This window comes from Streptomyces sp. NPDC041122 (assembly GCF_055592445.1).
On the sequence record NZ_JBVIYQ010000003.1, the window covers coordinates 360,192 to 383,958 of the forward strand.

Consider the following 23,767-nt stretch of genomic DNA (forward strand, 5'->3'; position numbering starts at 1 on the left):
GGTGAGCCGCTTCCCCGAGCTCCCAACGAGCACGGGGAACCCCAGTCACCCGGTAACCCCGGGGGCCGGACCGACGGAGGAGCACACGTGACCGTGGAGAGCACCGCCGCGCGCAAACCGCGCCGCAGCAGTACGGGCGGCGGCAAGCGCGCCGGGACGAAGAAGGCCGCGCCGCAGAAGAGCACGGAGCCCGCACTCGTTCAGCTGCTGACCCCCGAGGGCAAGCGGGTCAAGAGCCCGCAGAACGCGGTGTACGACGCGTACGTCGCCGACATCACCGCCGAGGAGCTGCGCGGCCTGTACCGCGACATGGTCCTCACCCGCCGCTTCGACGCCGAGGCCACCTCCCTGCAGCGCCAGGGCGAGCTGGGACTGTGGGCGTCGCTGCTCGGCCAGGAGGCCGCCCAGATCGGTTCGGGCCGCGCCACCCGCGAGGACGACTACGTCTTCCCGACCTATCGCGAGCACGGCGTGGCCTGGTGCCGCGGGGTCGACCCGACCAACCTGCTCGGCATGTTCCGGGGCGTGAACCACGGCGGCTGGGACCCGAACACCAACAACTTCCACCTGTACACGATCGTCATCGGCTCGCAGACGCTGCACGCCACCGGTTACGCCATGGGCGTCGCCAAGGACGGTGCCGACTCGGCCGTGCTCGCGTACTTCGGTGACGGCGCGTCCAGCCAGGGCGACGTGGCGGAGGCGTTCACGTTCTCCGCGGTCTACAACTCCCCGGTCGTGTTCATCTGCCAGAACAACCAGTGGGCGATCTCCGAGCCCACCGAGAAGCAGACCCGGGTGCCGCTCTACCAGCGCGCTCAGGGCTTCGGCTTCCCCGGTGTGCGGGTCGACGGCAACGACGTGCTCGCCATGCTCGCCGTCACCAAGTGGGCCCTGGAGCGGGCCCGCTCCGGCGAGGGCCCCGCGCTGATCGAGGCGTTCACCTACCGCATGGGCGCGCACACCACCTCCGACGACCCGACCAAGTACCGCAGGGACGAGGAGCGGGAGGCCTGGGAGGCCAAGGACCCGATCCTGCGGCTGCGGGCGTACCTGGAGTCCGAAGGTCACGCGGATGAGGGATTCTTCGCGGAACTCGACGACGAGAGCGAAGCGTTGGGCAAGCGAGTGCGAGAGGTGGTGCGGGCGATGCCGGATCCGGACCTGATGGCCATTTTCGAGAACGTCTACGCCGACGGCCACGCGCTGGTCGACGAGGAGCGCGCCCAGTTCGTCGCCTACCAGGCGTCGTTCGCGGACGCCCCCGCGGGCGGGGAGGGCAAGTGACCATGGCTGCCCAGACCGCGACACCCAAAAGCATGCCCATCGCCAAGGCGATCAACGAGTCGCTGCGCACCGCGCTGGAGAACGACCCCAAGGTCCTCGTCATGGGTGAGGACGTCGGCAAGCTCGGCGGCGTCTTCCGCGTGACGGACGGGCTGCAGAAGGACTTCGGCGAAGAGCGGATCATCGACACCCCGCTCGCCGAGTCGGGCATCGTCGGCACCGCCATCGGCCTCGCCCTGCGGGGCTACCGCCCGGTGGTGGAGATCCAGTTCGACGGCTTCGTCTTCCCCGCGTACGACCAGATCGTCACGCAGCTCGCGAAGATGCACGCGCGGGCGCTCGGCAAGATCAAGATGCCGGTCGTCATCCGCATTCCGTACGGCGGCGGCATCGGCGCCGTCGAGCACCACAGCGAGTCCCCCGAGACGCTGTTCGCGCACGTCGCGGGCCTCAAGGTGGTCTCGCCCTCGAACGCCGCGGACGCCTACTGGATGATGCAGCAGGCGATCCAGAGCGACGACCCGGTGATCTTCTTCGAGCCGAAGCGGCGCTACTGGGACAAGGGCGAGGTCGACAAGGACGCCATCCCCGGGCCGCTGCACAAGGCCGTCGTCGCCCGCGAGGGCAGTGACCTCACGCTCGTCGCGTACGGCCCGATGGTGAAGGTCTGCCTGGAGGCGGCCGCGGCCGCCGCAGAGGAGGGCAAGTCCCTGGAGGTCGTGGACCTGCGCTCGATGTCGCCGGTCGACTTCGACACCGTGCAGTCCTCGGTCGAGAAGACCCGCCGCCTGGTCGTGGTCCACGAGGCGCCGGTCTTCCTCGGTACGGGCGCGGAGATCGCCGCCCGCATCACCGAGCGGTGCTTCTACCACCTGGAGGCGCCCGTGCTGCGGGTCGGCGGCTATCACGCGCCGTACCCGCCGGCGCGCCTGGAGGAGGAGTACCTGCCGGGCCTTGACCGGGTGCTCGACACCGTCGACCGCTCGCTTGCGTACTGAGGAGAGGGGCGTGACGACGATGACTGAGACCGCTCTTGCCGAGTTCAAGATGCCCGACGTGGGCGAGGGACTCACCGAGGCCGAGATCCTCAAGTGGTACGTGCAGCCCGGTGACGAGGTCACCGACGGCCAGGTCGTGTGCGAGGTCGAGACGGCCAAGGCCGCGGTCGAGCTGCCGATCCCGTTCAACGGCGTCGTACGGGAGCTGCGCTTCCCCGAGGGCACCACGGTCGACGTCGGCCAGGTGATCATCGCGGTCGACGTGTCCGGCGGTGCGTCGGGTGGCGCGGCTCCGGAGGCCGCCGAGGCCCCGGCCCAGGCGCAGGCTCCGGTCGAGGCGCCCGCGTCGGCGGCCCCGGCGGAGGCGACCGCTCCGGCTGCGGCCGAGGACGTCGCTCCGGAGGGCCGCCAGCCGGTCCTCGTCGGCTACGGCGTGGCCGCGTCCTCCACCAAGCGCCGGGCGCGCAAGCCCGCGGCGGGGGCGGCCCCGGCCGCCGTCACTCCGGCCGGCGCCCCCGTGGTGGTGGAACCGCAGGTTCCGCAGGCCCCGCCCGCGACCGTGAACGGCACCGGCACCGGCACCGGCACCGGCGGCACCGGCACCAACGGCGCGCGCCCGCTGGCCAAGCCGCCCGTCCGCAAGCTCGCCAAGGACCTCGGGGTCGACCTGGCGACGGTCGTCCCGTCCGGCCCCGACGGGATCATCACCCGCGAGGACGTGCACGCGGCGGTGGCCCCGGCCGCCGAGCCCGTATCCGCCCCGCAGCCCGCGCGGACCGCGCAGGCACCCGTCCCGGCGACGGCCGCCCCCGCCCCCGCGGCGGGCACGGACGCCCGCGAGACCCGCATCCCGGTCAAGGGCGTCCGCAAGGCCACCGCGCAGGCGATGGTCGGCTCGGCGTTCACGGCGCCGCACGTCACGGAGTTCGTGACGATCGACGTGACGCGCACGATGAAGCTGGTCGAGGAGCTCAAGCAGGACAAGGCGTTCGAGGGGCTGCGGGTCAACCCGCTGCTGCTGATCTCCAAGGCCCTGCTCGTGGCGATCAAGCGGAACCCCGACGTCAACGCCGCCTGGGACGAGCCGAACCAGGAGATCGTCCAGAAGCACTACGTGAACCTGGGCATCGCCGCGGCCACCCCGCGCGGTCTGATCGTGCCGAACATCAAGGACGCGCACGCCAAGACCCTGCCGGAACTGGCCGCGTCCCTGGGCGAGTTGGTGTCGACCGCGCGGGCGGGCAAGACCTCGCCCGGCGACATGCAGGGCGGCACGGTGACGATCACGAACGTCGGCGTCTTCGGCGTCGACACGGGCACCCCGATCCTCAACCCCGGTGAGTCCGCGATCCTCGCGGTCGGCGCGATCAAGCTCCAGCCGTGGGTGCACAAGGGCAAGGTGAAGCCCCGTCAGGTGACCACCCTTGCGCTCTCCTTCGACCACCGCCTGGTGGACGGGGAGCTCGGCTCGAAGGTGCTGGCCGACGTGGCGGCGATCCTGGAGCGGCCCAAGCGGCTGCTGACCTGGGCGTAGTACCCGAAGGGGCCCGCCGCGACGATCGCGGCGGGCCCCTTCTGCGTGCAACGGTCCGTTCGTCAGGCGACCTTGAAGCCGTAGTCGAGCAGCTTCTTCGCGTCCGCCGTGCGGTTGTTCACGGACGACGAGGTGAGCACCGTACCGACGACGGTCTTGCCGCTGCGGGTCGCCGCGAAGACGAGGCAGTACTTCGCCTCCGGGCCGGAGCCCGTCTTCACGCCGATGGCGCCGCGGTAGGAGCTGAGCAGGTTGTTCGTGTTGGACCACGACATGTAGCGGTAGCCGCCGCTCTTCGTCGTGACCTTCTGCTTCGTCGACTTGGTCTTCACGACGGAGCGGAACGTGGAGTACTTCAGCGCGTTGCTCGCGAGCTTCGTCAGGTCGCGCGGCGTCGAGTAGTTGCTGCCGTTCCCGATGCCGTCGAACGAGTCGAAGTGGGTGTTCTTCAGGTTCAGGTTCTTCGCCGTCGAGTTCATCTGGCCGATGAAGCTCTTCACGCGCTTGGCGCGGGTCGAGCCCTTGCCGAACTTGTCCGCGAGCGCGTACGCGGCGTCGCAGCCGGACGGCAGCATCAGACCGTAGAGGAGCTGGCGGACGGTGACCTTGTCACCGACGATCAGCCGCGCCGAGGAGGCGCTGTTCCTGACGATGTAGTCGCTGTAGGCCTTCTGGACCGTGACCTTGGAGTTCAGGTTCAGGTTCCGCTGGCCGAGCACGACGCGCGCCGTCATTATCTTCGTCGTGGAGCCGGTGGAGCGACGGGTGTCGGCAGCCTTGGTGTACAGGCTCTTTCCCGTCGCGTTGTTCATCGCGTAGCCGCCCTTGGCGACGATGGACGGCTTCGGCGGGGCGGCCGCGTGGGCCGTAGTGGTGAGGGCGCCGCCGGCCAGCATCGCGCTCGCGGTGACGAGAACGGCTGATGTGCGTCGTACGCCCTGAATGCCGGTAATCAAGTTCAATACTCCAAATGCCCCTGGGCTGCGGCTGCATGAGGATGCCGCTCACTCAGTAGACGAGTGAGAGGGGGCGATGGATGTGCCGGAAAGCCCATGAATTCTGCGGGGTGCCCGCCATGTGGACAGGGATTCCGGCGTATACGTGTTGTATCTATGCTGTGCGCATGCCAGCCACCGCCCTTGCCGCCGCCAAGCGGCCCCCCGCCGCCGAGCGCGTCTACGCCCACGTCAAGCAGGCCGTCCTGGAGCGCCGCTACGAGGGCGGCACGCTCCTCACCGAGGGCGAGCTCGCCGAGGCCGTGGGGGTCTCCCGCACCCCGGTGCGCGAGGCGCTGCTCAAGCTGGAGGTCGAGGGGCTGCTGCGGCTCTACCCGAAGAAGGGCGCCCTCGTCCTGCCCGTCTCCGCCCAGGAGATCGCGGACGTCGTCGAGACCCGGCTGCTCGTCGAGACGCACGCGGTGCGCAAGGCGGTCCCGGCGCCCGCGGCGCTGCTCGCCCGGCTCGCCGAACTCCTCGGCCGGCAGCGCGAACAGGCCGCCGCCGGGGACCTCGCCGCGGCCGCCGTCACCGACCGCTGCTTCCACGCGGAGATCGTCCGCAGCGGCGGCAACGAGATCCTCTCCCGCCTCTACGACCAGCTGCGCGACCGGCAGCTGCGGATGGGCGTGGCCGTGATGCACTCCCACCCCGACCGGATCGCCAAGACGCTCAGCGAGCACGAGGAGATTCTCGACGCGCTGCGGCTCGGCGACGCGGAGGCGGCCGTCGCCGTGGTCACCCGGCACGTCGGCTGGTTCCAGAACCTGGCCCGGGGTGACGTCCGATGAGCTCCGCCGGCACCGCCCCCGTCTCCCTGCCCGGAGACCCGCCCGGCGGCAGGAAGGCCGTCCTCGTCTGGTCCATCGGCGTCGCCGTCTACTTCGTCGCCGTCATCTTCCGCACGTCCCTCGGCGTCGCGGGGCTGGACGCCGCCGACCGCTTCCACGTCAACGCCTCCGCCCTGTCGACCTTCTCCATCCTCCAGCTGCTCGTCTACGCGGGCATGCAGATACCCGTCGGCCTGATGGTCGACCGGCTCGGCACCAAGAAGGTGCTGACCATCGGTGTCGTCCTCTTCACCGTCGGCCAGCTCGGCTTCGCCTTCTCGCCCACGTACGCGATGGCGCTGCTCTCCCGCGCCCTGCTCGGCTGCGGCGACGCGCTGACCTTCATCAGCGTGCTGCGGCTCGGCACCCGCTGGTTCCCGGCCCGGCGCGGCCCGATGGTCGCCCAGCTCGCCGGTCTCGTCGGCATGGCGGGCAACCTCGTCTCGACCCTCGTCCTGGCCCGGCTGCTGCACTCCGTCGGCTGGACCGCGGCGTTCGCGGGCAGCGCGCTGTGCGGCGTCGTCGTCCTCGTCCTGATGACGCTCTTCCTGAAGGACCACCCCGAGGGCCACGAGCCCGAGCCGGCCGCGCACAGCGGCGCCGCCTACGTCCGCAAGCAGATCGCCCTGTCCTGGCGGGAGCCCGGCACCCGGCTCGGCCTGTGGGTGCACTTCACCACGCAGTTCCCCGCGATGGTCTTCCTGCTCCTGTGGGGCCTGCCGTTCCTCGTCGAGGCGCAGGGCCTGACCCGCGCGGCGGCCGGCGAACTGCTCACGCTCGTCGTGCTGTCCAACATGGTGATCGGCCTCGTCTACGGGCAGATCGTGGCCCGGCACCACGCCGCCCGCCTCCCGCTGGCGCTCGGCACCATCGGGGCGACGGCGACGGCCTGGGCGGCCACGCTCGCGCACCCCGGCGACCACGCCCCGCTGTGGCTGCTGATCGTGCTCTGCGCGGTGCTCGGCGCCTGCGGGCCCGCCTCCATGATCGGCTTCGACTTCGCGCGGCCCGCCAACCCGCCGGAGCGGCAGGGCACGGCGTCCGGCATCACCAACATGGGCGGCTTCGTCGCCTCCATGACGACGCTGCTCGCGATCGGCGTGCTGCTCGACGCGACCGGCGACAACTACCGGGTGGCGTTCTCCGCCGTCTTCGTCCTGGAGGCGCTCGGGGTCTGCCAGATCCTGCGGCTCAAGTCGCGGGCGGTGCGCAGGGAGCGGGAGCAGCTGGTCGCCAGCCGGGTCGAGGCCGTGCACGTCCCGGCGTGAGACTCCGCCGCGCGGGGCGCTCCCGGTTCACGGGGTGACCGCGAAGTCCCGCAGGATCGCCTCCGCGAGGTCGTGGTCGCCCTCGACCTTGATCCGGTCGGCGACGGCCGCGTACGTCACCCGGCCGCAGGCGAGCCTGAAGTAGGTCTCCCAGTCGAGGCCGATGGTGGCGAGCGGGCCGAGGGAGGGGGCGTTGTCGACGGTGCCCTTGCCGTCGGCGTCCACGCGGACCGTGCGCAGGAACTCGACGGGCCCGCTGACGTCGACGACGACCGCCGAGTTCGCGGGGGCGCCCGCGTTCACCGCGACGACCTTGGCGAGCCCCTGAAGCAGCAGGTCCCGGGCGACGTAGGCCCCGGGGGAGTCGAGGTTGCCGGGCTTGCGCAGCGTCGTACGGAGGTCCTGTTCGTGCGCCCACACGTCGAACGCCCGCAGCCGCATGGCCAGTTCGAGGGTCTGCTCGCTGCCCAGCGGGCCGCGGATCTTCGTGTCGGGGTCGCGCGACTCGTTCCGCAGCTGACGGGTGCGGCGGATGATCGTGTACTCCAGCTCGGAGGTCATCTCCGGCGCGGTGTGGTGGCGGCGCACGTCGACCTGCATCTCCATGTACCGCTGGCCCTCGGTCTGCACGTGGTACAGGTCGCGGGGCAGGGTGTGGATCGGCCGGGGGTCGCCCAGCATCTCGCAGTCGAGGCCTATGACATGGGAGACGATGTCGCGCACCGACCAGCCGGGGCAGGGGGTGGCCCAGTTCCACTCCCCCTCGGCGAGCGGCGACACCAGCTCGGATATCGCTTCCACGGAATGCGTCCAGGCATCGGCGTAGGTTTGCAGGCTGGGATGGAGACTCACGGGACCCCTTGCGGTTGTACGCGGGCGGTGGGTGTCTGAGACGTTAAGTTACGCTGCCCGCAGGCACCCCGGCAGTGCTTTCGTGTGACGATCGTAGGCTGTACTTGATGGTGTCGACGGATCGAATGCCAGGACGGTGATAGTGTGCGCGGCTCTCTGATCCAGATCGCCGTAGACGAGGACGAACCGGTCAATTCCCGTCGGCGGCGGGTCGCTTCGCTCGTACGCGAGGTGAGCGCGCGGGACGGATCGGATCTGGTCGTCCTGCCCGAGCTGTGGACGACGGGCGCCTTCGCCTACGAGGCGTTCGCCGCCGAGGCGGAGCCGCTCCAGGGTCCCACGTACGAGGCGATGGCCAAGGCCGCGAGCGACGCGGGCGTCTGGCTGCACGCCGGGTCGATCCCCGAGCGGGGCGCCGACGGCGGCCTCTACAACACCTCGCTGGTCTTCTCCCCCGCCGGTGAACTCGCGGTCTCCTACCGCAAGATCCACCGTTTCGGCTTCGACAAGGGCGAGGCGGTGCTGATGGCGGCGGGCTCCGAGCTGGCCACGGTGCGCACCCCGGACGCCACGCTCGGCCTCGCGACCTGTTACGACCTGCGCTTCCCCGAGCTCTTCCGCGGGCTCGTCGACGCGGGCGCGGAGATGTTCGTGGTGCCCGCCGGGTGGCCCGCGCGGCGCCGGGAGCACTGGCTGCTGTTCGCGCGGGCGCGGGCGGTCGAGGACCAGGTGTACGTGCTGGCCTGCGGCACCGGCGGGACGCACGCGGGGGTCCCGCAGGCCGGGCACAGCGTCGTCGTGGACCCGTGGGGCGAGGTGCTCGCGGAGGCGGGCGACGGCGAGGAGGTCCTCACGGTCGACCTCGATCCCGGGCGGGTCGCGACGACGCGGGAGCAGTTCCCGGCGCTCAAGGACCGCCGGCTGGGCACGGCGGTGCCGCCTCGTCCCTGAGCGGACGGGTGCGGCGGGCTGCGCCGGGCTGGGGCGGTCGGCGCCCAGCGGGGTGCCGCGTCTTCCGGTGCGCGGGTGCGGGTCGGGTGTGGCTGGTCGCGCGGTTCCCCGCGCCCCTCGAGCGCGGCTGCGCCTCCCCCTCTCGAGCGCGGCTGCGCCGCGGCTCTCAGTCGTCCCCGTCCCCCTCGCGCTCCTTCTCCGCGAGCCGGATCACGCAGACCGCGACGGCGAGCAGCAGCGCGGGGTCGGCGTCGTCCCGCACGATCTGCAGGCCGTACGTCTCGCGCACGCTGAACCAGCGGCGCGAGATGTCGGCGAGCAGTTCGCCGTCGTACTCGATGGCGAACTCGCGGTCGAGGATCTTGCCGCTGACGTCCAGTTCGGTGCCGTCGACCAGCTCGACGCGGTAGTGGTTGCGCAGCAGCGAGAGCCGCTTGCGCCGCACCTTGGCGAGCGGCTCGCCCTCCCGCTCGATGATCATCGTGTCGCGCAGGGAGAGCATCTTGGCGTGGATGTCGACGAGGACCCGCCCCTGCATGTCCTTCAGCTCGAAGGTCTCGCGCAGGCGCATCGCCTTGCCGTCCACGAGGAAGACCTTGCGGCCCTGGTCGTCCTCGATCCAGTAGTCGTCGCCGATGCCGAGCATGCGGTCGCGTACGAGAAGTCTCATGACGTCATGACTACCCCGAATCCGTCACGAACCGTGGCAAGCTCCGGCGTCGGCCACCGCTCGAGGACAGGCTCTCAGATGCCGCGGCGCTGCTCCGGCTCGACGACGGTCGTCTGCGCGACCGGCTGGACCGCCCGCCTGCGCCGTCCGATGCTGGTGAAGACGGCGACCCCGATCAGGCCCACGGCCATCATGATGACCCCGGCGACCGTGAGGTTGACGCCCTCCATGTCCCAGTCCGTCGCGAACGCGAGGATGGCACCCGCGGCGATGAGAAGAATGCATCCGCCGAGGCCCATGTGGACCGCCTCCCTGCTGTAGTGGCTACGAAGTCCCCGAGTACCCGGGTCCGTTGAGGCCACACAGACATTCGGACGTCAGCCTTCCAGGAACGCCACCAGCGCGTTGGCCAGCATGTGCGGGTCGTCCGCGCCGCACAGCTCGCGCACGCTGTGCATGGAGAGGATCGCGACGCCGATGTCGACCGTCTTGATGCCGTGCCGGGCCGCGGTGATCGGCCCGATCGTGGTGCCGCACGGCATCGCGTTGTGGGAGACGAACGACTGGAACGGCACGCCCGCCCGCTCGCACGCGGCGGCGAACACCGCGCGGCCCGAACCGTCCGTGGCGTAGCGGTTGTTGACGTTGACCTTGAGGATCGGGCCGCCGTTGGCGCGCGGGTGGTGCGTCGGGTCGTGCCGCTCGGCGTAGTTGGGGTGCACGGCGTGGCCGGTGTCGGAGGAGAGGCAGACGGTGCCGGCGAAGGCCCGCGCCCGGTCCTCGTAGCCGCCGCCGCGCGCGAAGACGGAACGTTCGAGCACCGAGCCGAGCAGCGGGCCGTCGGCACCGGTGTCGGACTGCGACCCGTTCTCCTCGTGGTCGAAGGCGGCGAGCACGGGGATGTACGGGATGTTCTCCTGGGCGGCGACGGAGGCGAGGGCGGCCGTCGCGGAGTGCACGGACAGGAGGTTGTCCATGCGGGGCCCGGCGACCAGTTCGCGGTCGCGGCCGAGGTAGGCCGGGGCCTCGATCGCGTACGTCATCAGGTCCCACCCGGTGACGTCGCCCTCGCCGAGGCCGCTCTCCTCCTCCAGGAACCGGATGAGGTCGCCCTCGTGCACGTCGTCGCCGAGCCCCCAGATGGGCTGCATGTGCTTCTGCTTGTCGAGCTTGAGCCCCTCGGTGTGCACGGACCGGTCCATGTGGATGGCCAGTTGGGGCACGCGCAGCAGCGGCCGGTCGATGTCCACGAGCCGCGAGGTGCCGTCGCGCAGCGAGAGCCGCCCGGCGAGGCCGAGGTCCCGGTCGAGCCAGGAGTTGAGCAGCGGGCCGCCGTAGATCTCGACGGCCACCTGGCGCCAGCCGTGGCCGCCCGCGTCGGGCTGCGGCTTCACGCGCAGGTTGGGGGAGTCGGTGTGGGCGCCGACGATGCGGAAGGGGGTGTGCGCGGAGGCGTTCTCCGGCACGTACCAGGCGACGATGGCGCCGCCCCGCAGCACGTACTTCCCGCCGGCCGTGCCGTCCCAGGACTCGGTCTCGTCGAGCTGCCGGAACCCGGCCTTCTCCAGCCGCTCGGCGGCGTTCGCGACGGCGTGGTAGGGCGTGGGGCTGGCCTCCAGGAACGCCATGAGGTCTTCGGTGTGGCCGCGGTCGAAGCGGGACGGGGTGCTCATGGCTGCCAGCCTAATGGGGGCGTCGGCCGGGCGACTCGGCGATCAGCCGTGCGTGCCGCGGGAGGTCGAGGGTGACGAAGTCGTCTGCCGTGAGGCCGTCCAGGGACGGGATTCCCGGCCGTTCACTCAGGCGTTCCCAGGGCATACGACGATGCCGCCACCCGAGAGAAGCAGGTGGCGGCATCGCGCTGACGTGCGAAGGAAACCCGTGCGGGCCGACGGACTAGAACGCCGACTCGTCCAGCTCCATGAGGTCCAGCTCCACGCCCTCGGCGAGCTTCCGCTCGGCCGTGACGCCCGGCAGGATGGTCGTGGCGAAGAACTTGGCCGCCGCGATCTTGCCCTCGTAGAAGGCCTTGTCCTTGGCCGAGGCCGTCTCCAGCTTCTCGGCGGCGACCGCGGCACCGCGCAGCAGCAGGTAGCCGACGACGACGTCGCCCGAGGCCATCAGCAGACGGGTCGTGTTCAGGCCCACCTTGTAGATGGACTTCACGTCCTGCTCGGTCGCCGCGAGGTCGGTCAGCATGACGCCGACGATGGCCTCCAGGTCGACCGCGGCCTTGGCCAGCTGCTCGCGGGCGCCGGCCAGCGCCTCGCCGCCCGTGCCGACCGCGAGGAACTTCTTGATCTCCTCGGCGAGGCCGTTCAGCGCGGCGCCCTGGTTGCGGACGATCTTCCGGAAGAAGTAGTCCTGGCCCTGGATCGCCGTGGTGCCCTCGTAGAGGGTGTCGATCTTGGCGTCCCGGATGTACTGCTCGATCGGGTACTCCTGGAGGTATCCCGAGCCGCCGAACGTCTGGAGCGACTGCGCCAGCTGCTCGTAGGACTTCTCCGAGCCGTAGCCCTTCACGATGGGCAGCAGCAGGTCGTTCAGGGCGTGCAGCTGGGACGCGTCCTCGCCCGCCGCCTCCTTGACCTGGATGTCGTCCTGGACGGCCGCGGTGTGCAGCACGAGCGCGCGCATGCCCTCCGCGTACGCCTTCTGCGTCATCAGGGCGCGGCGCACGTCCGGGTGGTGGGTGATCGTCACCTTGGGCGCGGTCTTGTCCATGAACTGGGCGAGGTCCGGGCCCTGCACGCGCTCCTTGGCGTACTCCAGGGCGTTGAGGTAGCCCGTGGAGAGCGTCGCGATGGCCTTCGTGCCGACCATCATGCGGGCGAACTCGATGATGCGGAACATCTGGCGGATGCCGTCGTGCTTGTCGCCGATCAGCCAGCCCTTGGCGGGGTGCTGGTCGCCGAAGGTCATCTCGCAGGTGTTGGACGCCTTCAGGCCCATCTTGTGCTCGACGTTCGTCGCGTACACGCCGTTGCGCTCGCCCAGCTCGCCGGTCTCCCAGTCGAACTCGTACTTCGGCACGAGGAAGAGCGAGAGGCCCTTGGTGCCGGGGCCGTGGCCCTCGGGGCGGGCGAGGACGTAGTGGAGGATGTTCTCCGACATGTCGTGCTCGCCGGACGTGATGAAGCGCTTCACGCCCTCGATGTGCCAGGTGCCGTCCGCCTGCTCCACGGCCTTCGTGCGGCCCGCGCCCACGTCCGAACCGGCGTCCGGCTCGGTCAGCACCATCGTCGAGCCCCACTGCTTCTCGACGGCGATCTCGGCGACCTTCTTCTGCGCCTCGTTGCCCTCCTCGAAGAGGATGCCGGCGAACGCGGGGCCCGAGGAGTACATCCACACGGCCGGGTTGGCGCCGAGCAGCAGCTCCGCGTAGCCCCAGATCAGGGAGCGGGGCGCGGTGGTGCCGCCGATCTCCTCGGGCAGGCCGAGGCGCCAGTACTCGGAGTCCATGAAGGCCTGGTAGCTCTTCTTGAAGGACGCGGGGACCGGGGCGGTGTTGGTCTTGGGGTCGAAGACCGGCGGGTTGCGGTCGGCGTCCTCGAAGGACTCGGCCAGCTCGTTCTCCGCGAGGCGGCGCAGCTCGTCGAGGATGCTCTTGGCGGTGTCGACGTCCATCTCCGCGAACGGGCCGGTGCCGTACAGCTTGTCGCGGCCGAGCACCTCGAAGAGGTTGAACTCGATGTCGCGGAGATTCGACTTGTAGTGGCCCATGGCGAAGGCTCCGTAAGCAGGAAAGGGATGAATACCAGCACGTGCATACCAGCAAGTAGCTACGATGATGCTACCCGTCGGTAATAAGACGCAACCCCCGAGCCTCCATCTGTGACTCAGTACGCTTGCGCGCATGTACGGCTACGACCAGAACCCCGGGGCCCAGCAGCAGTACGCCCCGCCGGGCGCGCAGCCGCCACCGCAGCAGATGCAGGGCATGCCCGGCGGTGGCTACGGCCAGCAGCCTCCGCTCTACCCCGAGCCCTCGCCGCCCTCCCTCGCGGACGCGGTGCGCGCCTTCACCACGGGGTCGATGTCCGCCGAGGACTTCCAGCAGGCCTTCGCCACCTCGAAGGTCTACTGCCCGCGCGGCGACAACCCCGGCTTCCTCGCCCTGCACAACACCCAGCAGCCCGTGATCCCGATGTTCACCTCCCTCAAGGAGCTGCGCCGGTACGCGGGCAAGGACTCCAAGTACTTCGTGATCACGGGGGCGGAGGTCATCGACCTGCTCCCGACGGGGTACGGCTTCGTCCTCGACATGGAGGGCGAGCACCGCATGGTCTTCGACGCGAAGGCGGTCGAGCAGATGGTCGACTTCGCGATGCGGCGCATGTACGGGTGAGGTGCCTCGGGCGGCTGCGGGGCCCGTAGGTGGCGTCCCGTCAGGTGAACGGGTGACCGGGCCCCTTGGGCCGTGAGTGGTCGTGGACGGGCGGGGGCCCGGCGCCGATGCTCTGACCTATGCCGTCGTCCGTGATCGCGCGTCGCCGTCCCGCCCTGTCCGTATCCGTGTACGTGTCGTCGACCGTGGCCGCGCTCGTCTGCGCGTCGCTGCTCGGCGCCGCTCCGCCTACGCGGGCGATGCCGGTGCCGTGGGCGCGCCCGGCGGGCCAGGAACCGGAGCCGCAGGCTCCCGGCCCGCCGGCTCCCGGGCCGTTGGGTGGGCCGGGGTTTCCCGAACTGGCGGCTCCCGTGGAGCCGGGGCCTCCGCCTTCCGTCCAGCCCGCGCGACCGGCCGAGCCGCCCCAGCCGGGCCCCCCGCCGGGCCTCGCCGCTGAAGGGTCCGCCGGGGCACCCCCCACCGAAGCCCCCACCGAAACCCCCGCCGAGCAGGCCCGCCGCGCCTTCCTCGACCACGGCCCCAAGGCCGGGGTGATGATCGCGGCCCACCGCGGCCAGTGGCGCAAGGCGCCCGAGAACAGCGTCGCCGGGATCCGGGCGGGGTTCGCGGACGGTGCGCAGATCGTCGAGGCGGACGTCCGGCTGACCAAGGACAAGGTGCCGGTCCTGATGCACGACGCGACCGTGGACCGCACCACCGACGGCAGGGGCCGCGTCGCCGACCTCACCCTGGCCCAGCTGCGCGGCCTGCGGCTCCGGGCGGGCCTCGGCGGCCGCCAGGCCCCGCTCACCGCCGAGCGCGTGCCCACCCTCGCCGAGGCCATGACGGCCGCCCGCACCCTCGGCCTGGTCAATCTCGACCAGGCCTGGCGGGACCGCGAGGCCGTCTGGCGCGTCCTCGAACAGACCGGCACCGTGCGCACCGGCCTCTTCAAGTCCCGCGCCCCGGTCCCCGAGGTCCGGGCGTTCCTCGCGCGGCACCCGGGCGCGCTGTACATGCACCTGGTGGACGACGCCAACGCCGCCTCCGTGGCGGAGTTCGGCAAGGGCAGGCCGCCCGCCTTCGAGGTGGTCTTCGACGACGTCCGCGACAAGGTGGCCGCGCCGGCCTTCGTACGGGGGCTGCGGACGACCGGCCGGGTGTGGTTCGACACGATGTGGGACGGCCTGGCCGCCCGGTACACCGACGAGGCCTCGCTGATCTCCCCGGCGCGCGGCTGGGGCAAGCTGCTCGCCGACTCCAAGGCGACCGTGCTCCTGACGGACAACGTCGAGACGCTGCGGTCGTACCTGACCAGGGGCGCCGGGGACCCGGTGCCGCCGGGCGCGATGCGCGTGCAGGGCGAGAACTACGCGCCCGGCGGCGAGGGCAGGGCCTACCACGACCTGGACAAGGGCAACCGGGGCGACGGCCCCGGGCGGCGGGGCGACAACGTGGACGTCTGCGACCACGACGGCGCGGTGGTGGTGTGCTGGATGCGCGGCGGGGAGTGGCTGACCTACGGCGTGGACGTGCCGAAGGCCGGGCGCTACACCCTCAGGATCCGGGCGTCCTCCCCGTACGCGCCCGCCGGGACCTACCGCGTCGCCTACGACCGCGGCGGGCCCGGCAGGGCGGTGCGGGTGGCCACCACGACGAGCCACCACGCGTACGCGCTTCAGGACAGCCGTGATCCGCGGCAGCTGACCCGTGGCCGCCACACCGTACGGCTGTCCCTGGACACCGGAGTCCCGCAGAACTGGAACCTGGACTACCTGCAGCTGGAGCCGGTGCGCGGTTGACCGGCGGCACCCCACGCGCAAGATCCAGCCACCTCGTCCTCCTCGTGCGGCCCGGCGGGAATGCCCGCCGGGCCTCGTTCGTTCAAGTGGCAGAAAGTTCTACGTTCAACTAAAGTGGACGCACGAGGAGGTACCGACCATGCCTGCAGTGACTGTCGAGAACCCGCTGACCCTGCCCCGGGTGGTGACGCCGGCCGACGCCGAGCCGCGCCCCGTGCTCGCCGTGACCACGGCGCCGAGCGGCTTCGAGGGCGAGGGCTTCCCGGTGCGCCGGGCCTTCGCGGGGATCAACTACAAGTACCTCGACCCGTTCATCATGATGGACCAGATGGGCGAGGTGGAGTACGAGGCGGGCGAGCCGAAGGGCACCCCGTGGCACCCGCACCGGGGCTTCGAGACGGTCACGTACCTGATCGACGGAACCTTCGTCCACCAGGACTCCAACGGGGGCGGCGGCACGATCCGCAACGGCGACACCCAGTGGATGACGGCGGGCTCGGGCCTGCTGCACATCGAGGCGCCGCCGGAGTCCCTCGTCCAGTCCGGCGGCCTCTTCCACGGCCTCCAGCTGTGGGTGAACCTGCCCGCCAAGGACAAGATGATGGACCCCCGCTACCAGGACATCCGCGGCGGCCAGGTCCAGCTCCTGTCCACCCCCGACGGCGGCGCGCTGCTCCGCGTCATCGCCGGCGAGCTGGACGGCCACGAGGGCCCCGGCATCACGCACACGCCGATCACGATGATCCACGCGACGGTACGGCCCGGCGCGGAGGTGACGCTGCCCTGGCGGGCGGACTTCAACGGCCTGGCGTACGTGCTCGCGGGCCGCGGCACGGTGGGCGCCGAGCGCCGCCCGGTCCAGATGGGCCAGACGGCGGTCTTCGGCACGGGTTCGTCCCTGACGGTCCGCGCGGACGAACGCCAGGACGCCCACGCGCCCGACCTGGAGGTCGTCCTCCTCGGCGGCCGGCCGATCCGCGAGCCGATGGCGCACTACGGCCCGTTCGTGATGAACAGCCGCGCCGAACTCCAGCAGGCCTTCGAGGACTTCCAGAAGGGTTTGCTGGGCACGGTGCCGGCGGTGCACGGCATGTGAGCGGGTCCCTCGCGGGGCGCGGAACGCGGTGAGGCTCGCGGCACCGTGGAGGCGGAACCTCCGCCCTCCGCGGTGCCGCACGGATTCACCAGGGACGCGTGCCCCTGATCACGCCTTGAGGTAGAGCCGCTCGGCCTCCATGATCACGCCGCCGAGCGGGCTGTCGTACGGCCAGGAGTCGGCGATGACGCGGCCGATGCCGCGTGTGCGCTGCTCCCTGGGTGGGAGCGGGGGCGCGGAGAGCTCTCGTGCCATCTCCGCCAACTGTCCGCGAAAACGGGACAGTTGGCGAGGGTCACCGACGCCCCCTCGGCCCGCGGCGTGGTGCTCCAGCTCCTGGTCGATTCCGGAGAGGGCCCGCTCGGTCGCGGCGAGCGCCTTTTGGGTGGCTGACTCGGACACTATGGCTCCAGCAAGTCCTTGTCGGGATTGAGTACGTAGGTCTGTTTTCCGCCACCAGCGTATCCGACGCCTTGTGGCCCGACTCTGCCCTCGATGATGGGGGCCCCAGGGCGAATCTGCCACTGCTTGAGGTAAGTGAACTGGTTCCACGCTGCCTTGACTGCGATTTCTTCACGGGTGGCCGGCCATTGAGTTGTCAGGTAGCGGCCGCGTGCCCATGCGTTCTCGTTGTCATAGAAACGCATTCCGTAGTCGTTGTTGCCGGCCCGCCGAACTGAATGCGTTCCGTTTTCGAAGGATTGCATAACCTGCACCCGAAATGGGCGTGGAACGCCGGCGTCACGGAGCAGCTGCGAGGCTTCCTTCGTGCCGGCGTATGGATCCGGTGTGCTGGGCTCGCACGGGGCCAGGCCTAGAGGGTCGGCCCAGGAACGGGGGTCCGTCACGTAAGTGACTGGGTTGGGCGCTGGTGCGAGACCGAGGGGATCTTGCGTGAGGTAGCGACCTGTTGTGGGGTCGTAATGCCGGAAGTAGTTGTAGTGAAGCTCGGTTTCGGGGTCGTAATACTGGCCCGGGAAGCGAAGGGGGGTGCGTACCGAGTCGATGGCCTCTTGCGCAGTGATGCCCCAGAGTGTTGGCCGCGCTTGCCAGGCTATGTTCCCGGATTCGTCGACGAGTTCCGAGGGCGTGCCGACCAGGTCGGTGACGATCGCGAAGAACCGTGAATCGATCTCCTCCTGAGACACCTTGAGGGCCTCTGTCGCCAAGCGGCGCTCGGTCTGGGCGATCGGACGCAAACCATCATGGTCCCAGGTGATTACGGTGGCGTTCGACTCCCCGGAGGGGGCGGTGATCTGTTCGCAGAGTGTGCTTCCATCCCAGGTGAACGAGGTTTGTTCGGCGACCGTTCCGGTGTCGCCCACACGCTGCTTGGCGATGCGGCGGCCGAGGGCGTCGTAGAGGTAGACCCAGCGGGTGCCGTCGGGTGTCACCACCGTAGTGAGGCGGTCTTCCGCGTCCCACGTGTATCGCCACGTGTCAGGCTTGCGCGACAAACGAATCCTCTGCCGGAGTACGACGCGGCCGGCCGCGTCGTACTCGAAGCGGACATTGCCTGCTCGGACGAGATCGGTACCGGTGTAGGCGCGGGAGCCGGCGGCGTCGACACCGAGGTTTTCGGCAGGCCAGGCGGCGTATGTCTGGTTGCCCGCGTCGTCGTAGGCGTACTGCTCGGTCCAGTCAGCCGCGGCTACCTCGGTCACGCGGCCCGCGGCATCAAAGCCGTACCGGCGCGCCATGCCGTCCCCGTGTCCTGTGGTGGTGAGTTTGCCGTCGGCACGGTAGGTGAAGCCGCGTTGGATGAGGCTGCGATCGGTCGAGAGATCCGTCAGTGACTGAAGCGTGAGTCGACCGAGAGTGTCGAAGGTGTTTGAGAAAGTGAGACTGGAGTCGATGTGCCGCTTCACCTCCCGGTCGACGGAGTCGTACTCATAGCTGATCACGTGGTCGGCGCTGGTTCGCTCGACGCAGTTGCCGGTCGCGTCGTAACGCCAGGTGCTGGTCACACCGGAGGGGGTCGTGCGCTCTGTACGACGCCCCATGGGGTCATAGGCATAGGTGATCACGTGCCCATTGACGGTCTCGGCCTGGAGGCGGCCGGCGGAGTCGTACTCCCGGGACAGCGTGGCGTCAGGGGTGGTGGCGGAGGCAAGTTCCCCGTCAGCCGTATACGCAAAGGAGGTGGCTCTGCCGTCGTGGCTCTGGCGGAGGACCCGCCCGAGAGCATCCCGCTCGAATCGAATGGTTTGGCCCATGGCGTTGGTGCGAGCTGTGAGCTGTCCGGCCTGGTCATACGCATACTGCTGGACGCGATCGTCGAAGTCGGACTCAACGATGAGACGGCCGGCCGCGTCGTACTCATAACTCCAGGAAAGGCCCTGTGCGTTGGTTACCTCGGCCAAACGCAGCTCAGTGTCGTGCGTGAACGTGTGACGTGTGCCGTCCGGCTCGATGCGTGCGCTCAAGAGGTCGAAGTGCGTGTACTCGAACCGTTCGGTCACGCCCATCGCGTCGGTGTGGCTCGTGCAGTTGCCCTCGGCGTCATAGGTCCAGGATTCGCTGCTGCCGTCAGGGGCAGTACGACGGGCAGGTTTGCCATTCGCCGTCCAGTCGAAGCGGGTCACGTTACCCAGAGGGTCAGTAACGGTGACAAGGCGCCCGAAGGCGTCGCGCTCGTAGCGAGTCTCCTTGCCGAGTGGGTCAGTGATTGACAAAGGTAGCCCCGCGCGGTTGCAGCGGACCTTCGTGCGGTGTCCGAGCGGGTCGGTGATGGATGTCAGGTGGCCGGAGTGGTCGTAAGCGAAGCGTGTCGTCTCATCGGCGGCGTCGGTGACACCGGTCCGGTTTCCGCAGTCGTCGTACGTGTAACGCCAGATGACCCCGGACGGGCCATGTACTGTCGCCGCAAGGCCCTGGCTGTTGTATTCGACACGGTTCCCACTGCCATCTGGGCGTATGGCCTCGGTCATTCGCCCGTGTTCGTCATACCGATAGCGGGTGATATGGCCGAGCTCGTCGGTGCTCGCGGTAAGTTGGTTGGCCAGGTCCCATTCCTGACGGGTGGTGTTCCCGAGCGCGTCGGTCTTCGCTACCAGGCGCCAGAATTCGTTGTGTACGTAACGAGTGGTGTGACCAAGGGAGTTGGTGACCTCGGTTATGCGTGACTCTTCGTCATAGACCAGTCCGCCGGAAAGAAAGCCGTCACTGCCCTCAGTGCGGACGACCCTGCCTTTTTCATCGTAGTCGTACGCGTACGTGGTGCCGTTTCGGTCGGCCCAGGAGGTGATCCGGCCGGCCTCGTCGTAGGTGAACTGCGTGGCTTGACCAGATGAGCCCGTGACTTCGGTGAGATGCCCTTCGTCGCTGTAGCCGTAGGAGGCGAGCGTCGTGCAGGCACCGGGATGTTCGTCGTCGAGGAGCCGCAGGGCCGTGATACGGGGCAGGACGCGGTGGCTGACGAGTGCGATGCGATACCCGCCGCTGTGGCTGACCTCAACGGGCGTCCCGTTATCGGCGTAGTGGATGTCAATGCGCTCGTCATTGCGGTCCACGACGGCTTGTAGCGGGAGGTCCACCACCCCCTCGTCCTCGGTGGGGCGCGGGCTGTGAAAGACATGGACAAGCCCGGTGTCCGGATCGGTGATGCGCAGTGCCCCGTCGATCTCGGTGTCCCACGTGAGTGAAAGTCGTGAGCCATTCTCCGGACAGACCGAGCCGCTGGAGTCGAATGCGAGAGGAGGGAAGACGATACGGGCGCCATCGGAGGCCGCGTAGACGAAACCCTCGTCATCAGCTTGGAGACGTTGGTCGAGGGTGGATGCCCAGGACGGGCCGAACCAGCCGCCCCACCGATAGGACGACAGGTGTGTCCGCTCCAGCACCAGGGGCAGGGTGCCCGGCAGCTGCACGTCGACCTGCGGCAGCAGCATGTCGCCGGTGGCCACGTCGATCGGGTCCAGGTCGCACTTCTTGAACATGGACCGGATCGAGGCGGGCAGCTTCTCCCACTCCGAGGGGCGGAGTTTCAGCCGGGACAGGCCCGAGCCGTCCAGCTTCAATGTCTTTCCGAGCTTGGCGAGTTCGCTGGGCTTGAGCTTGCCCAGCCCCTTGCCGAGGACCTTGCCCAGAGCGCCGAGGCCCACCCCGAACGCGGCGCCGGCCGCCAGGGTCTCCGCCAGCTTGTCGGGGTCCTTGAACGTGGCCGGGTCCCGCAACAGGGCGTCGAAGGCGGTGAATTCCATGCCCTCGGCCGCGAGCCTGCCGGCCTTCGCGATCGTCTTGATCTCACCGAGCGCCTTCAGCGCACGCTCCAGGCCGCGGATGGCCTCCATCACGGTGCGGATGACCTTGGCCATGCGACTGCCGGACTTCTCGATCCGGGCGATCAGCGCCACGACCTTCGCGGCCCGCGCGCCCGCCGCGAGGTTCCCCGCGATCACGGACAGACCGCCGGTGAGCACCGACAGACCCAGGCTCGCGATCTCGAACTCGGCGATCTCGGCGAGGATGATGCCGATCTCCGACAAGAGCTCGTGGGCCTCGTCGGCGAAGTCGTCCAGCGCCTTGGCGCCCTTGCGCAGCGAGTCGGCCATGTCGGTGGCCTGTGTGCGGGTGGTCTTCGCCCGCCTGTGGAGGGCCTTGGCCGCCTCACCCTCCCACTCCAGATCCTTCAGCGCCGTCTCGGCGTCGTGAGCAGCGGCGTCCAGGCCCTTGGCCAGGGCCCGCCACTGCTTGGCTATCGCGCGGATGCCGTCGGGGTCGACGGCGGGGTCGGTGATGCCGAGGAACTCCAGACCACTGGCGAGAGTGTCACCGAAGGCGTGGTTGGCCTTGTTGATCCATTTCAGCGGGTTGAGATCGTCGGCGTCTATGCCCGGGATGTCGAAGCCCATGTCCGGCTCAGCCCTTCTTCGCCCGAGCCGCGGCACCCAGCAAGACGTCCAACAGGTCGAAGGTGTCGGAGACATGGCCCATGAACCTGGCCTCGGCCCCCCACTCCTTGTGCAGGCTCTCCGTGAGCTTGGCGATGGTGTCCATGCCCTCCTGAATGTCGTCCTTGGCACTCATCAGCGAGCCCAGCACCCCGAAGGCGGACAGGTCGTGCGAAGCCGCCTTGAAGTCGTGCAGCGGCTTGCGGGTGTGGTCATCGACCTTGCCCAGTGCGGAGGCCGCCTTGTGCAGCGACTCCGCATCCTTCTTCAGGTCCGACATGCTTTCTTGCCCCCGTGGGTCGAGATGGATGTGCGCGTGGTGCGGCCGACAGCATCGGCGGTCCGGGTCAGCGGTTGACGGACTGAACTTCCTGGACGTCCATGTCCTGGGTCGTCTCGAAGGTGCCGTTCGGCAGCTCGCCCTTCGCGCCGCCGGTGCCTTCCCAGGAGATCTCCCAGGTGACCGACGCCTTCAGCTCGTAGGGCTCACCGTTTGTGGCGCGGAGGTACTGGATCCCGCACGGCGGCTCCTGTCCGGCGTCGCCCCTTTTGTACGGGGCTCCGATGGAGCCGTCCTCGTTGACCGGGCAGTCGCCGGAAGCGGGGAAGGTCTTCGCATCAGGGGTGCCCGGCTCCAGGTGGAGGGCGACGGGCTTGGCCGTGGTCACCGCCCACAGGCCGGTGCCGGGCAGCTCGGCGCGGACGGTGACGTCCTTGAAGGTGGCCTTGTCCAGCCACGTCCAAGTGGGCAGATTCACCGTCGACTTGGCGTTCGGCTTCAGCTCGACCTCGGTGTCCGGGACGCGGATCTTGTCGTACGCAAACGCGGCCAAGGTTTCCGGCGTAGGGGCGTGCTTGTCCTTGGGGATCGTCCCGGCGTCCTGCCAGAACATGATGCGGCCGCAGTCCCATGCCTTGGAGTCCTGGTACATGCCCTTGCGGACGGTGCTGCGCCAGAACATGCCCTTCTTGCCGAGGTTGTAGTTCTTGTAGCCGTCGGCGCTGGTGTCCTCGGGAAGCGTGAGGTCGAAGTTGCTGTCGGCCTTCCCCTTCTCGTAGTGGTCCACCCAGAGGCCGTTGCTCCACCACACGTGCGCGTTGACCAGCCCGCCCTCCCCGGTGGCAACCGCGTCCTTGAGCTGCTTCGGGGAGAAGACGGGCTCGTACCAGCAGGCCGGCGGCTCCCAGGTCGGATCGATGGACTTCAGCTCGCCCACCGACGCCTTCGCCGTCCGGCCGCCGGGGTATGTGAGCTGGATCTTCGAGTTGGAGACCGATGCCATCAGGTCCTTGCCCGAGGCGTCACCGGTCGGGCCCGATGGCCTACTGGGCTGTTTGGACTCGTCGTCCTCTCCGAAGGCGTGGGCCATGCCGGGCAGTGCGGCGACGACGAGCGCTGAGGTCATCAGCAGGACCGCCGCCCTGCAGTGGTGCGACATGGTCAGCAGCCTCCCCGTTCGGTCTCCGAGTAGCGCGTCTTCCATACTCCCTCCGGCGTCTTGTCGAGCCGGTTGCGGTACTGGACGCGGGCCTTGGAGTCCTGGGGCGTGTGCTCGACCTTGCCGGTCTTGGTGTTCTTGGTGGAGCCCTTGCTCTCGTCGACGCAGTAGAACAACACGCCACTGCCGTCATCGGCGATGCTCACCTGCGGCTTCGACACGGTGGCGCGGCCGATCAGGACCTGGTCGTCGTCGACGAAACCCTTGATCCATTTGCGGGCCGACTGGCCGGCGGCTTCGTCGGTGTAGAAGTCCAGCGCCTTGGACTCCGGGTTTCCCTCGATGACCGCGGCGTATTCGGCCAGCAATTCCTGCCTGCCGTCATCCAAGATGGCCTGCTTCTTGGGGTCCGAGTTCGTCCAGCCCCGGAAGTCGGCCCGGAAGCTCTTGGGGAGTGTGACCTTTGGACGGTCTGCTGCCGTGTCGGAGGGTTTGGCGGAGGCCGACGGGTCGGCACTTGACCGTGTGTCCGCCCCGGCGATCTTCTCGTTGTCCTTGCCGCCGTCCGAGCTGCCGCCGCAGGCGGTCAACAGCAGGGCGGCAGAAGTCGTGAGCGCGGCCGCCACGCGCCGGGTCGAGCGGTTCACAGTTGTCTCCGGTGAGGTGAGGGTTAGCGCCAGCGAAGCAAAGCTATCCGTGAGCGCACCGTGACCATGACGGAGGGTAGGAATCCAGCCGAGCCGGGTGTGGGCCGCTCGGTGCCGTGTCCGCCCCCGCCCGACACGGCACGCAGCCGTACAAAACGTGCGCCCCCCGGCGCCCCATG

20 protein-coding genes are annotated in these 23,767 nt (G+C 69.5%); 9 read left to right on the forward strand and 11 right to left on the reverse strand.

The window, feature by feature from the left end:
• The first annotated feature begins 87 nt into the window (after positions 1 to 87).
• Genes pdhA through ACZ6B8_RS13970 form a run of 3 tightly spaced genes read left to right on the forward strand, consistent with a single transcriptional unit; the run spans position 88 to position 3,819 of the window.
• Positions 88 to 1,287, forward strand: coding sequence for a pyruvate dehydrogenase (acetyl-transferring) E1 component subunit alpha (pdhA, locus tag ACZ6B8_RS13960; protein WP_471607355.1), 1,200 nt, complete (start codon positions 88 to 90; stop codon positions 1,285 to 1,287).
• A 2-nt stretch (positions 1,288 to 1,289) separates the two neighbouring features.
• Positions 1,290 to 2,285, forward strand: a complete 996-nt coding sequence (locus ACZ6B8_RS13965) for an alpha-ketoacid dehydrogenase subunit beta (protein WP_471607356.1) — start codon at positions 1,290 to 1,292, stop codon at positions 2,283 to 2,285.
• A 10-nt stretch (positions 2,286 to 2,295) separates the two neighbouring features.
• Positions 2,296 to 3,819: a dihydrolipoamide acetyltransferase family protein gene (locus tag ACZ6B8_RS13970; RefSeq protein WP_471607357.1), complete on the forward strand. Its 1,524-nt coding sequence runs from the start codon at positions 2,296 to 2,298 to the stop codon at positions 3,817 to 3,819.
• A gap of 62 nt (positions 3,820 to 3,881) precedes the next feature.
• Here ACZ6B8_RS13970 and ACZ6B8_RS13975 read toward each other — a convergent pair whose 3' ends face one another.
• The gene (locus ACZ6B8_RS13975; protein WP_471088794.1) at positions 3,882 to 4,715 is read right to left on the reverse strand and encodes a D-alanyl-D-alanine carboxypeptidase family protein; all 834 of its coding nucleotides are present in this window, start codon (positions 4,713 to 4,715) and stop codon (positions 3,882 to 3,884) included.
• A gap of 227 nt (positions 4,716 to 4,942) precedes the next feature.
• Here ACZ6B8_RS13975 and ACZ6B8_RS13980 point away from each other — a divergent pair, with 227 nt between their 5' ends.
• Both ACZ6B8_RS13980 and ACZ6B8_RS13985 read left to right on the forward strand, forming a co-directional pair.
• Complete coding sequence (locus tag ACZ6B8_RS13980) at positions 4,943 to 5,605, forward strand: GntR family transcriptional regulator (protein WP_471088671.1); 663 nt, start codon at positions 4,943 to 4,945, stop codon at positions 5,603 to 5,605.
• Complete coding sequence (locus ACZ6B8_RS13985; RefSeq protein WP_471088673.1) at positions 5,602 to 6,912, forward strand: MFS transporter; 1,311 nt, start codon at positions 5,602 to 5,604, stop codon at positions 6,910 to 6,912. Before ACZ6B8_RS13980 ends, ACZ6B8_RS13985 begins: the two co-directional genes overlap by 4 nt.
• A gap of 27 nt (positions 6,913 to 6,939) precedes the next feature.
• On the opposite strand, the gene ACZ6B8_RS13990 is transcribed toward ACZ6B8_RS13985, so the two are convergent.
• A complete protein-coding gene (locus ACZ6B8_RS13990; protein WP_471088675.1) occupies positions 6,940 to 7,764 on the reverse strand; it encodes a maleylpyruvate isomerase family mycothiol-dependent enzyme in 825 nt (274 codons plus the stop codon).
• 144 nt (positions 7,765 to 7,908) lie between these two features.
• Here ACZ6B8_RS13990 and ACZ6B8_RS13995 point away from each other — a divergent pair, with 144 nt between their 5' ends.
• A complete protein-coding gene (locus ACZ6B8_RS13995) occupies positions 7,909 to 8,715 on the forward strand; it encodes a carbon-nitrogen family hydrolase (RefSeq protein ID WP_471607358.1) in 807 nt (268 codons plus the stop codon).
• Positions 8,716 to 8,881: 166 nt separating this feature from the next.
• Here the strand turns inward: ACZ6B8_RS13995 and ACZ6B8_RS14000 are convergent, their stop codons facing one another.
• From ACZ6B8_RS14000 to ACZ6B8_RS14015, 4 genes are all read right to left on the reverse strand, one after another.
• A complete protein-coding gene (locus tag ACZ6B8_RS14000) occupies positions 8,882 to 9,385 on the reverse strand; it encodes an LURP-one-related/scramblase family protein (protein ID WP_471088679.1) in 504 nt (167 codons plus the stop codon).
• Between the two features lie 74 nt (positions 9,386 to 9,459).
• Positions 9,460 to 9,684, reverse strand: coding sequence for a DUF6458 family protein (locus ACZ6B8_RS14005; protein WP_471088681.1), 225 nt, complete (start codon positions 9,682 to 9,684; stop codon positions 9,460 to 9,462).
• 78 nt (positions 9,685 to 9,762) lie between these two features.
• Complete coding sequence (locus ACZ6B8_RS14010) at positions 9,763 to 11,058, reverse strand: M18 family aminopeptidase (RefSeq protein WP_471607359.1); 1,296 nt, start codon at positions 11,056 to 11,058, stop codon at positions 9,763 to 9,765.
• Positions 11,059 to 11,281: 223 nt separating this feature from the next.
• The gene (locus tag ACZ6B8_RS14015; protein WP_471088685.1) at positions 11,282 to 13,108 is read right to left on the reverse strand and encodes an acyl-CoA dehydrogenase; all 1,827 of its coding nucleotides are present in this window, start codon (positions 13,106 to 13,108) and stop codon (positions 11,282 to 11,284) included.
• Positions 13,109 to 13,241: 133 nt separating this feature from the next.
• On the opposite strand from ACZ6B8_RS14015, the gene ACZ6B8_RS14020 reads away from it, so the two are divergent.
• The 3 genes from ACZ6B8_RS14020 (at position 13,242) to ACZ6B8_RS14030 (ending at position 16,610) form a co-directional block, all read left to right on the forward strand.
• A complete protein-coding gene (locus tag ACZ6B8_RS14020; protein WP_055563227.1) occupies positions 13,242 to 13,733 on the forward strand; it encodes an SseB family protein in 492 nt (163 codons plus the stop codon).
• 119 nt (positions 13,734 to 13,852) lie between these two features.
• Complete coding sequence (locus ACZ6B8_RS14025; protein ID WP_471607360.1) at positions 13,853 to 15,514, forward strand: glycerophosphodiester phosphodiesterase family protein; 1,662 nt, start codon at positions 13,853 to 13,855, stop codon at positions 15,512 to 15,514.
• Between the two features lie 139 nt (positions 15,515 to 15,653).
• Positions 15,654 to 16,610, forward strand: coding sequence for a pirin family protein (locus ACZ6B8_RS14030; protein ID WP_471088689.1), 957 nt, complete (start codon positions 15,654 to 15,656; stop codon positions 16,608 to 16,610).
• Positions 16,611 to 16,718: 108 nt separating this feature from the next.
• Here the strand turns inward: ACZ6B8_RS14030 and ACZ6B8_RS14035 are convergent, their stop codons facing one another.
• From ACZ6B8_RS14035 to ACZ6B8_RS14055, 5 genes are all read right to left on the reverse strand, one after another.
• Complete coding sequence (locus ACZ6B8_RS14035) at positions 16,719 to 17,012, reverse strand: hypothetical protein (protein WP_471607361.1); 294 nt, start codon at positions 17,010 to 17,012, stop codon at positions 16,719 to 16,721.
• The gene (locus ACZ6B8_RS14040) at positions 17,012 to 21,463 is read right to left on the reverse strand and encodes a DUF6531 domain-containing protein (RefSeq protein WP_471607362.1); all 4,452 of its coding nucleotides are present in this window, start codon (positions 21,461 to 21,463) and stop codon (positions 17,012 to 17,014) included. Before ACZ6B8_RS14040 ends, ACZ6B8_RS14035 begins: the two co-directional genes overlap by 1 nt.
• Before the next feature lie 7 nt (positions 21,464 to 21,470).
• A complete protein-coding gene (locus ACZ6B8_RS14045) occupies positions 21,471 to 21,782 on the reverse strand; it encodes a hypothetical protein (protein WP_471607363.1) in 312 nt (103 codons plus the stop codon).
• Positions 21,783 to 21,849: 67 nt separating this feature from the next.
• Positions 21,850 to 22,941, reverse strand: a complete 1,092-nt coding sequence (locus ACZ6B8_RS14050) for a hypothetical protein (RefSeq protein ID WP_471607364.1) — start codon at positions 22,939 to 22,941, stop codon at positions 21,850 to 21,852.
• Positions 22,942 to 22,943: 2 nt separating this feature from the next.
• Positions 22,944 to 23,588, reverse strand: coding sequence for a hypothetical protein (locus ACZ6B8_RS14055; protein WP_471607365.1), 645 nt, complete (start codon positions 23,586 to 23,588; stop codon positions 22,944 to 22,946).
• Between the last annotated feature and the right edge of the window lie 179 nt (positions 23,589 to 23,767).

What these genes read in the sequence shown, in the direction of transcription:
- ACZ6B8_RS13965 (WP_471607356.1), top strand. Translation starts at nt 1,290, where the DNA reads ATGGCTGCCCAGACCGCGACACCCAAAAGCATGCCCATCGCCAAGGCG.
- ACZ6B8_RS13975 (WP_471088794.1), bottom strand. Translation starts at nt 4,715, where the DNA reads ATGCTGGCCGGCGGCGCCCTCACCACTACGGCCCACGCGGCCGCCCCG.
- ACZ6B8_RS13980 (WP_471088671.1), top strand. Translation starts at nt 4,943, where the DNA reads ATGCCAGCCACCGCCCTTGCCGCCGCCAAGCGGCCCCCCGCCGCCGAG.
- ACZ6B8_RS13985 (WP_471088673.1), top strand. Translation starts at nt 5,602, where the DNA reads ATGAGCTCCGCCGGCACCGCCCCCGTCTCCCTGCCCGGAGACCCGCCC.
- ACZ6B8_RS14000 (WP_471088679.1), bottom strand. Translation starts at nt 9,385, where the DNA reads ATGAGACTTCTCGTACGCGACCGCATGCTCGGCATCGGCGACGACTAC.
- ACZ6B8_RS14005 (WP_471088681.1), bottom strand. Translation starts at nt 9,684, where the DNA reads ATGGGCCTCGGCGGATGCATTCTTCTCATCGCCGCGGGTGCCATCCTC.
- ACZ6B8_RS14010 (WP_471607359.1), bottom strand. Translation starts at nt 11,058, where the DNA reads ATGAGCACCCCGTCCCGCTTCGACCGCGGCCACACCGAAGACCTCATG.
- ACZ6B8_RS14015 (WP_471088685.1), bottom strand. Translation starts at nt 13,108, where the DNA reads ATGGGCCACTACAAGTCGAATCTCCGCGACATCGAGTTCAACCTCTTC.
- ACZ6B8_RS14020 (WP_055563227.1), top strand. Translation starts at nt 13,242, where the DNA reads ATGTACGGCTACGACCAGAACCCCGGGGCCCAGCAGCAGTACGCCCCG.
- ACZ6B8_RS14025 (WP_471607360.1), top strand. Translation starts at nt 13,853, where the DNA reads ATGCCGTCGTCCGTGATCGCGCGTCGCCGTCCCGCCCTGTCCGTATCC.
- ACZ6B8_RS14030 (WP_471088689.1), top strand. Translation starts at nt 15,654, where the DNA reads ATGCCTGCAGTGACTGTCGAGAACCCGCTGACCCTGCCCCGGGTGGTG.
- ACZ6B8_RS14040 (WP_471607362.1), bottom strand. Translation starts at nt 21,463, where the DNA reads ATGGGCTTCGACATCCCGGGCATAGACGCCGACGATCTCAACCCGCTG.
- ACZ6B8_RS14045 (WP_471607363.1), bottom strand. Translation starts at nt 21,782, where the DNA reads ATGTCGGACCTGAAGAAGGATGCGGAGTCGCTGCACAAGGCGGCCTCC.
- ACZ6B8_RS14050 (WP_471607364.1), bottom strand. Translation starts at nt 22,941, where the DNA reads ATGTCGCACCACTGCAGGGCGGCGGTCCTGCTGATGACCTCAGCGCTC.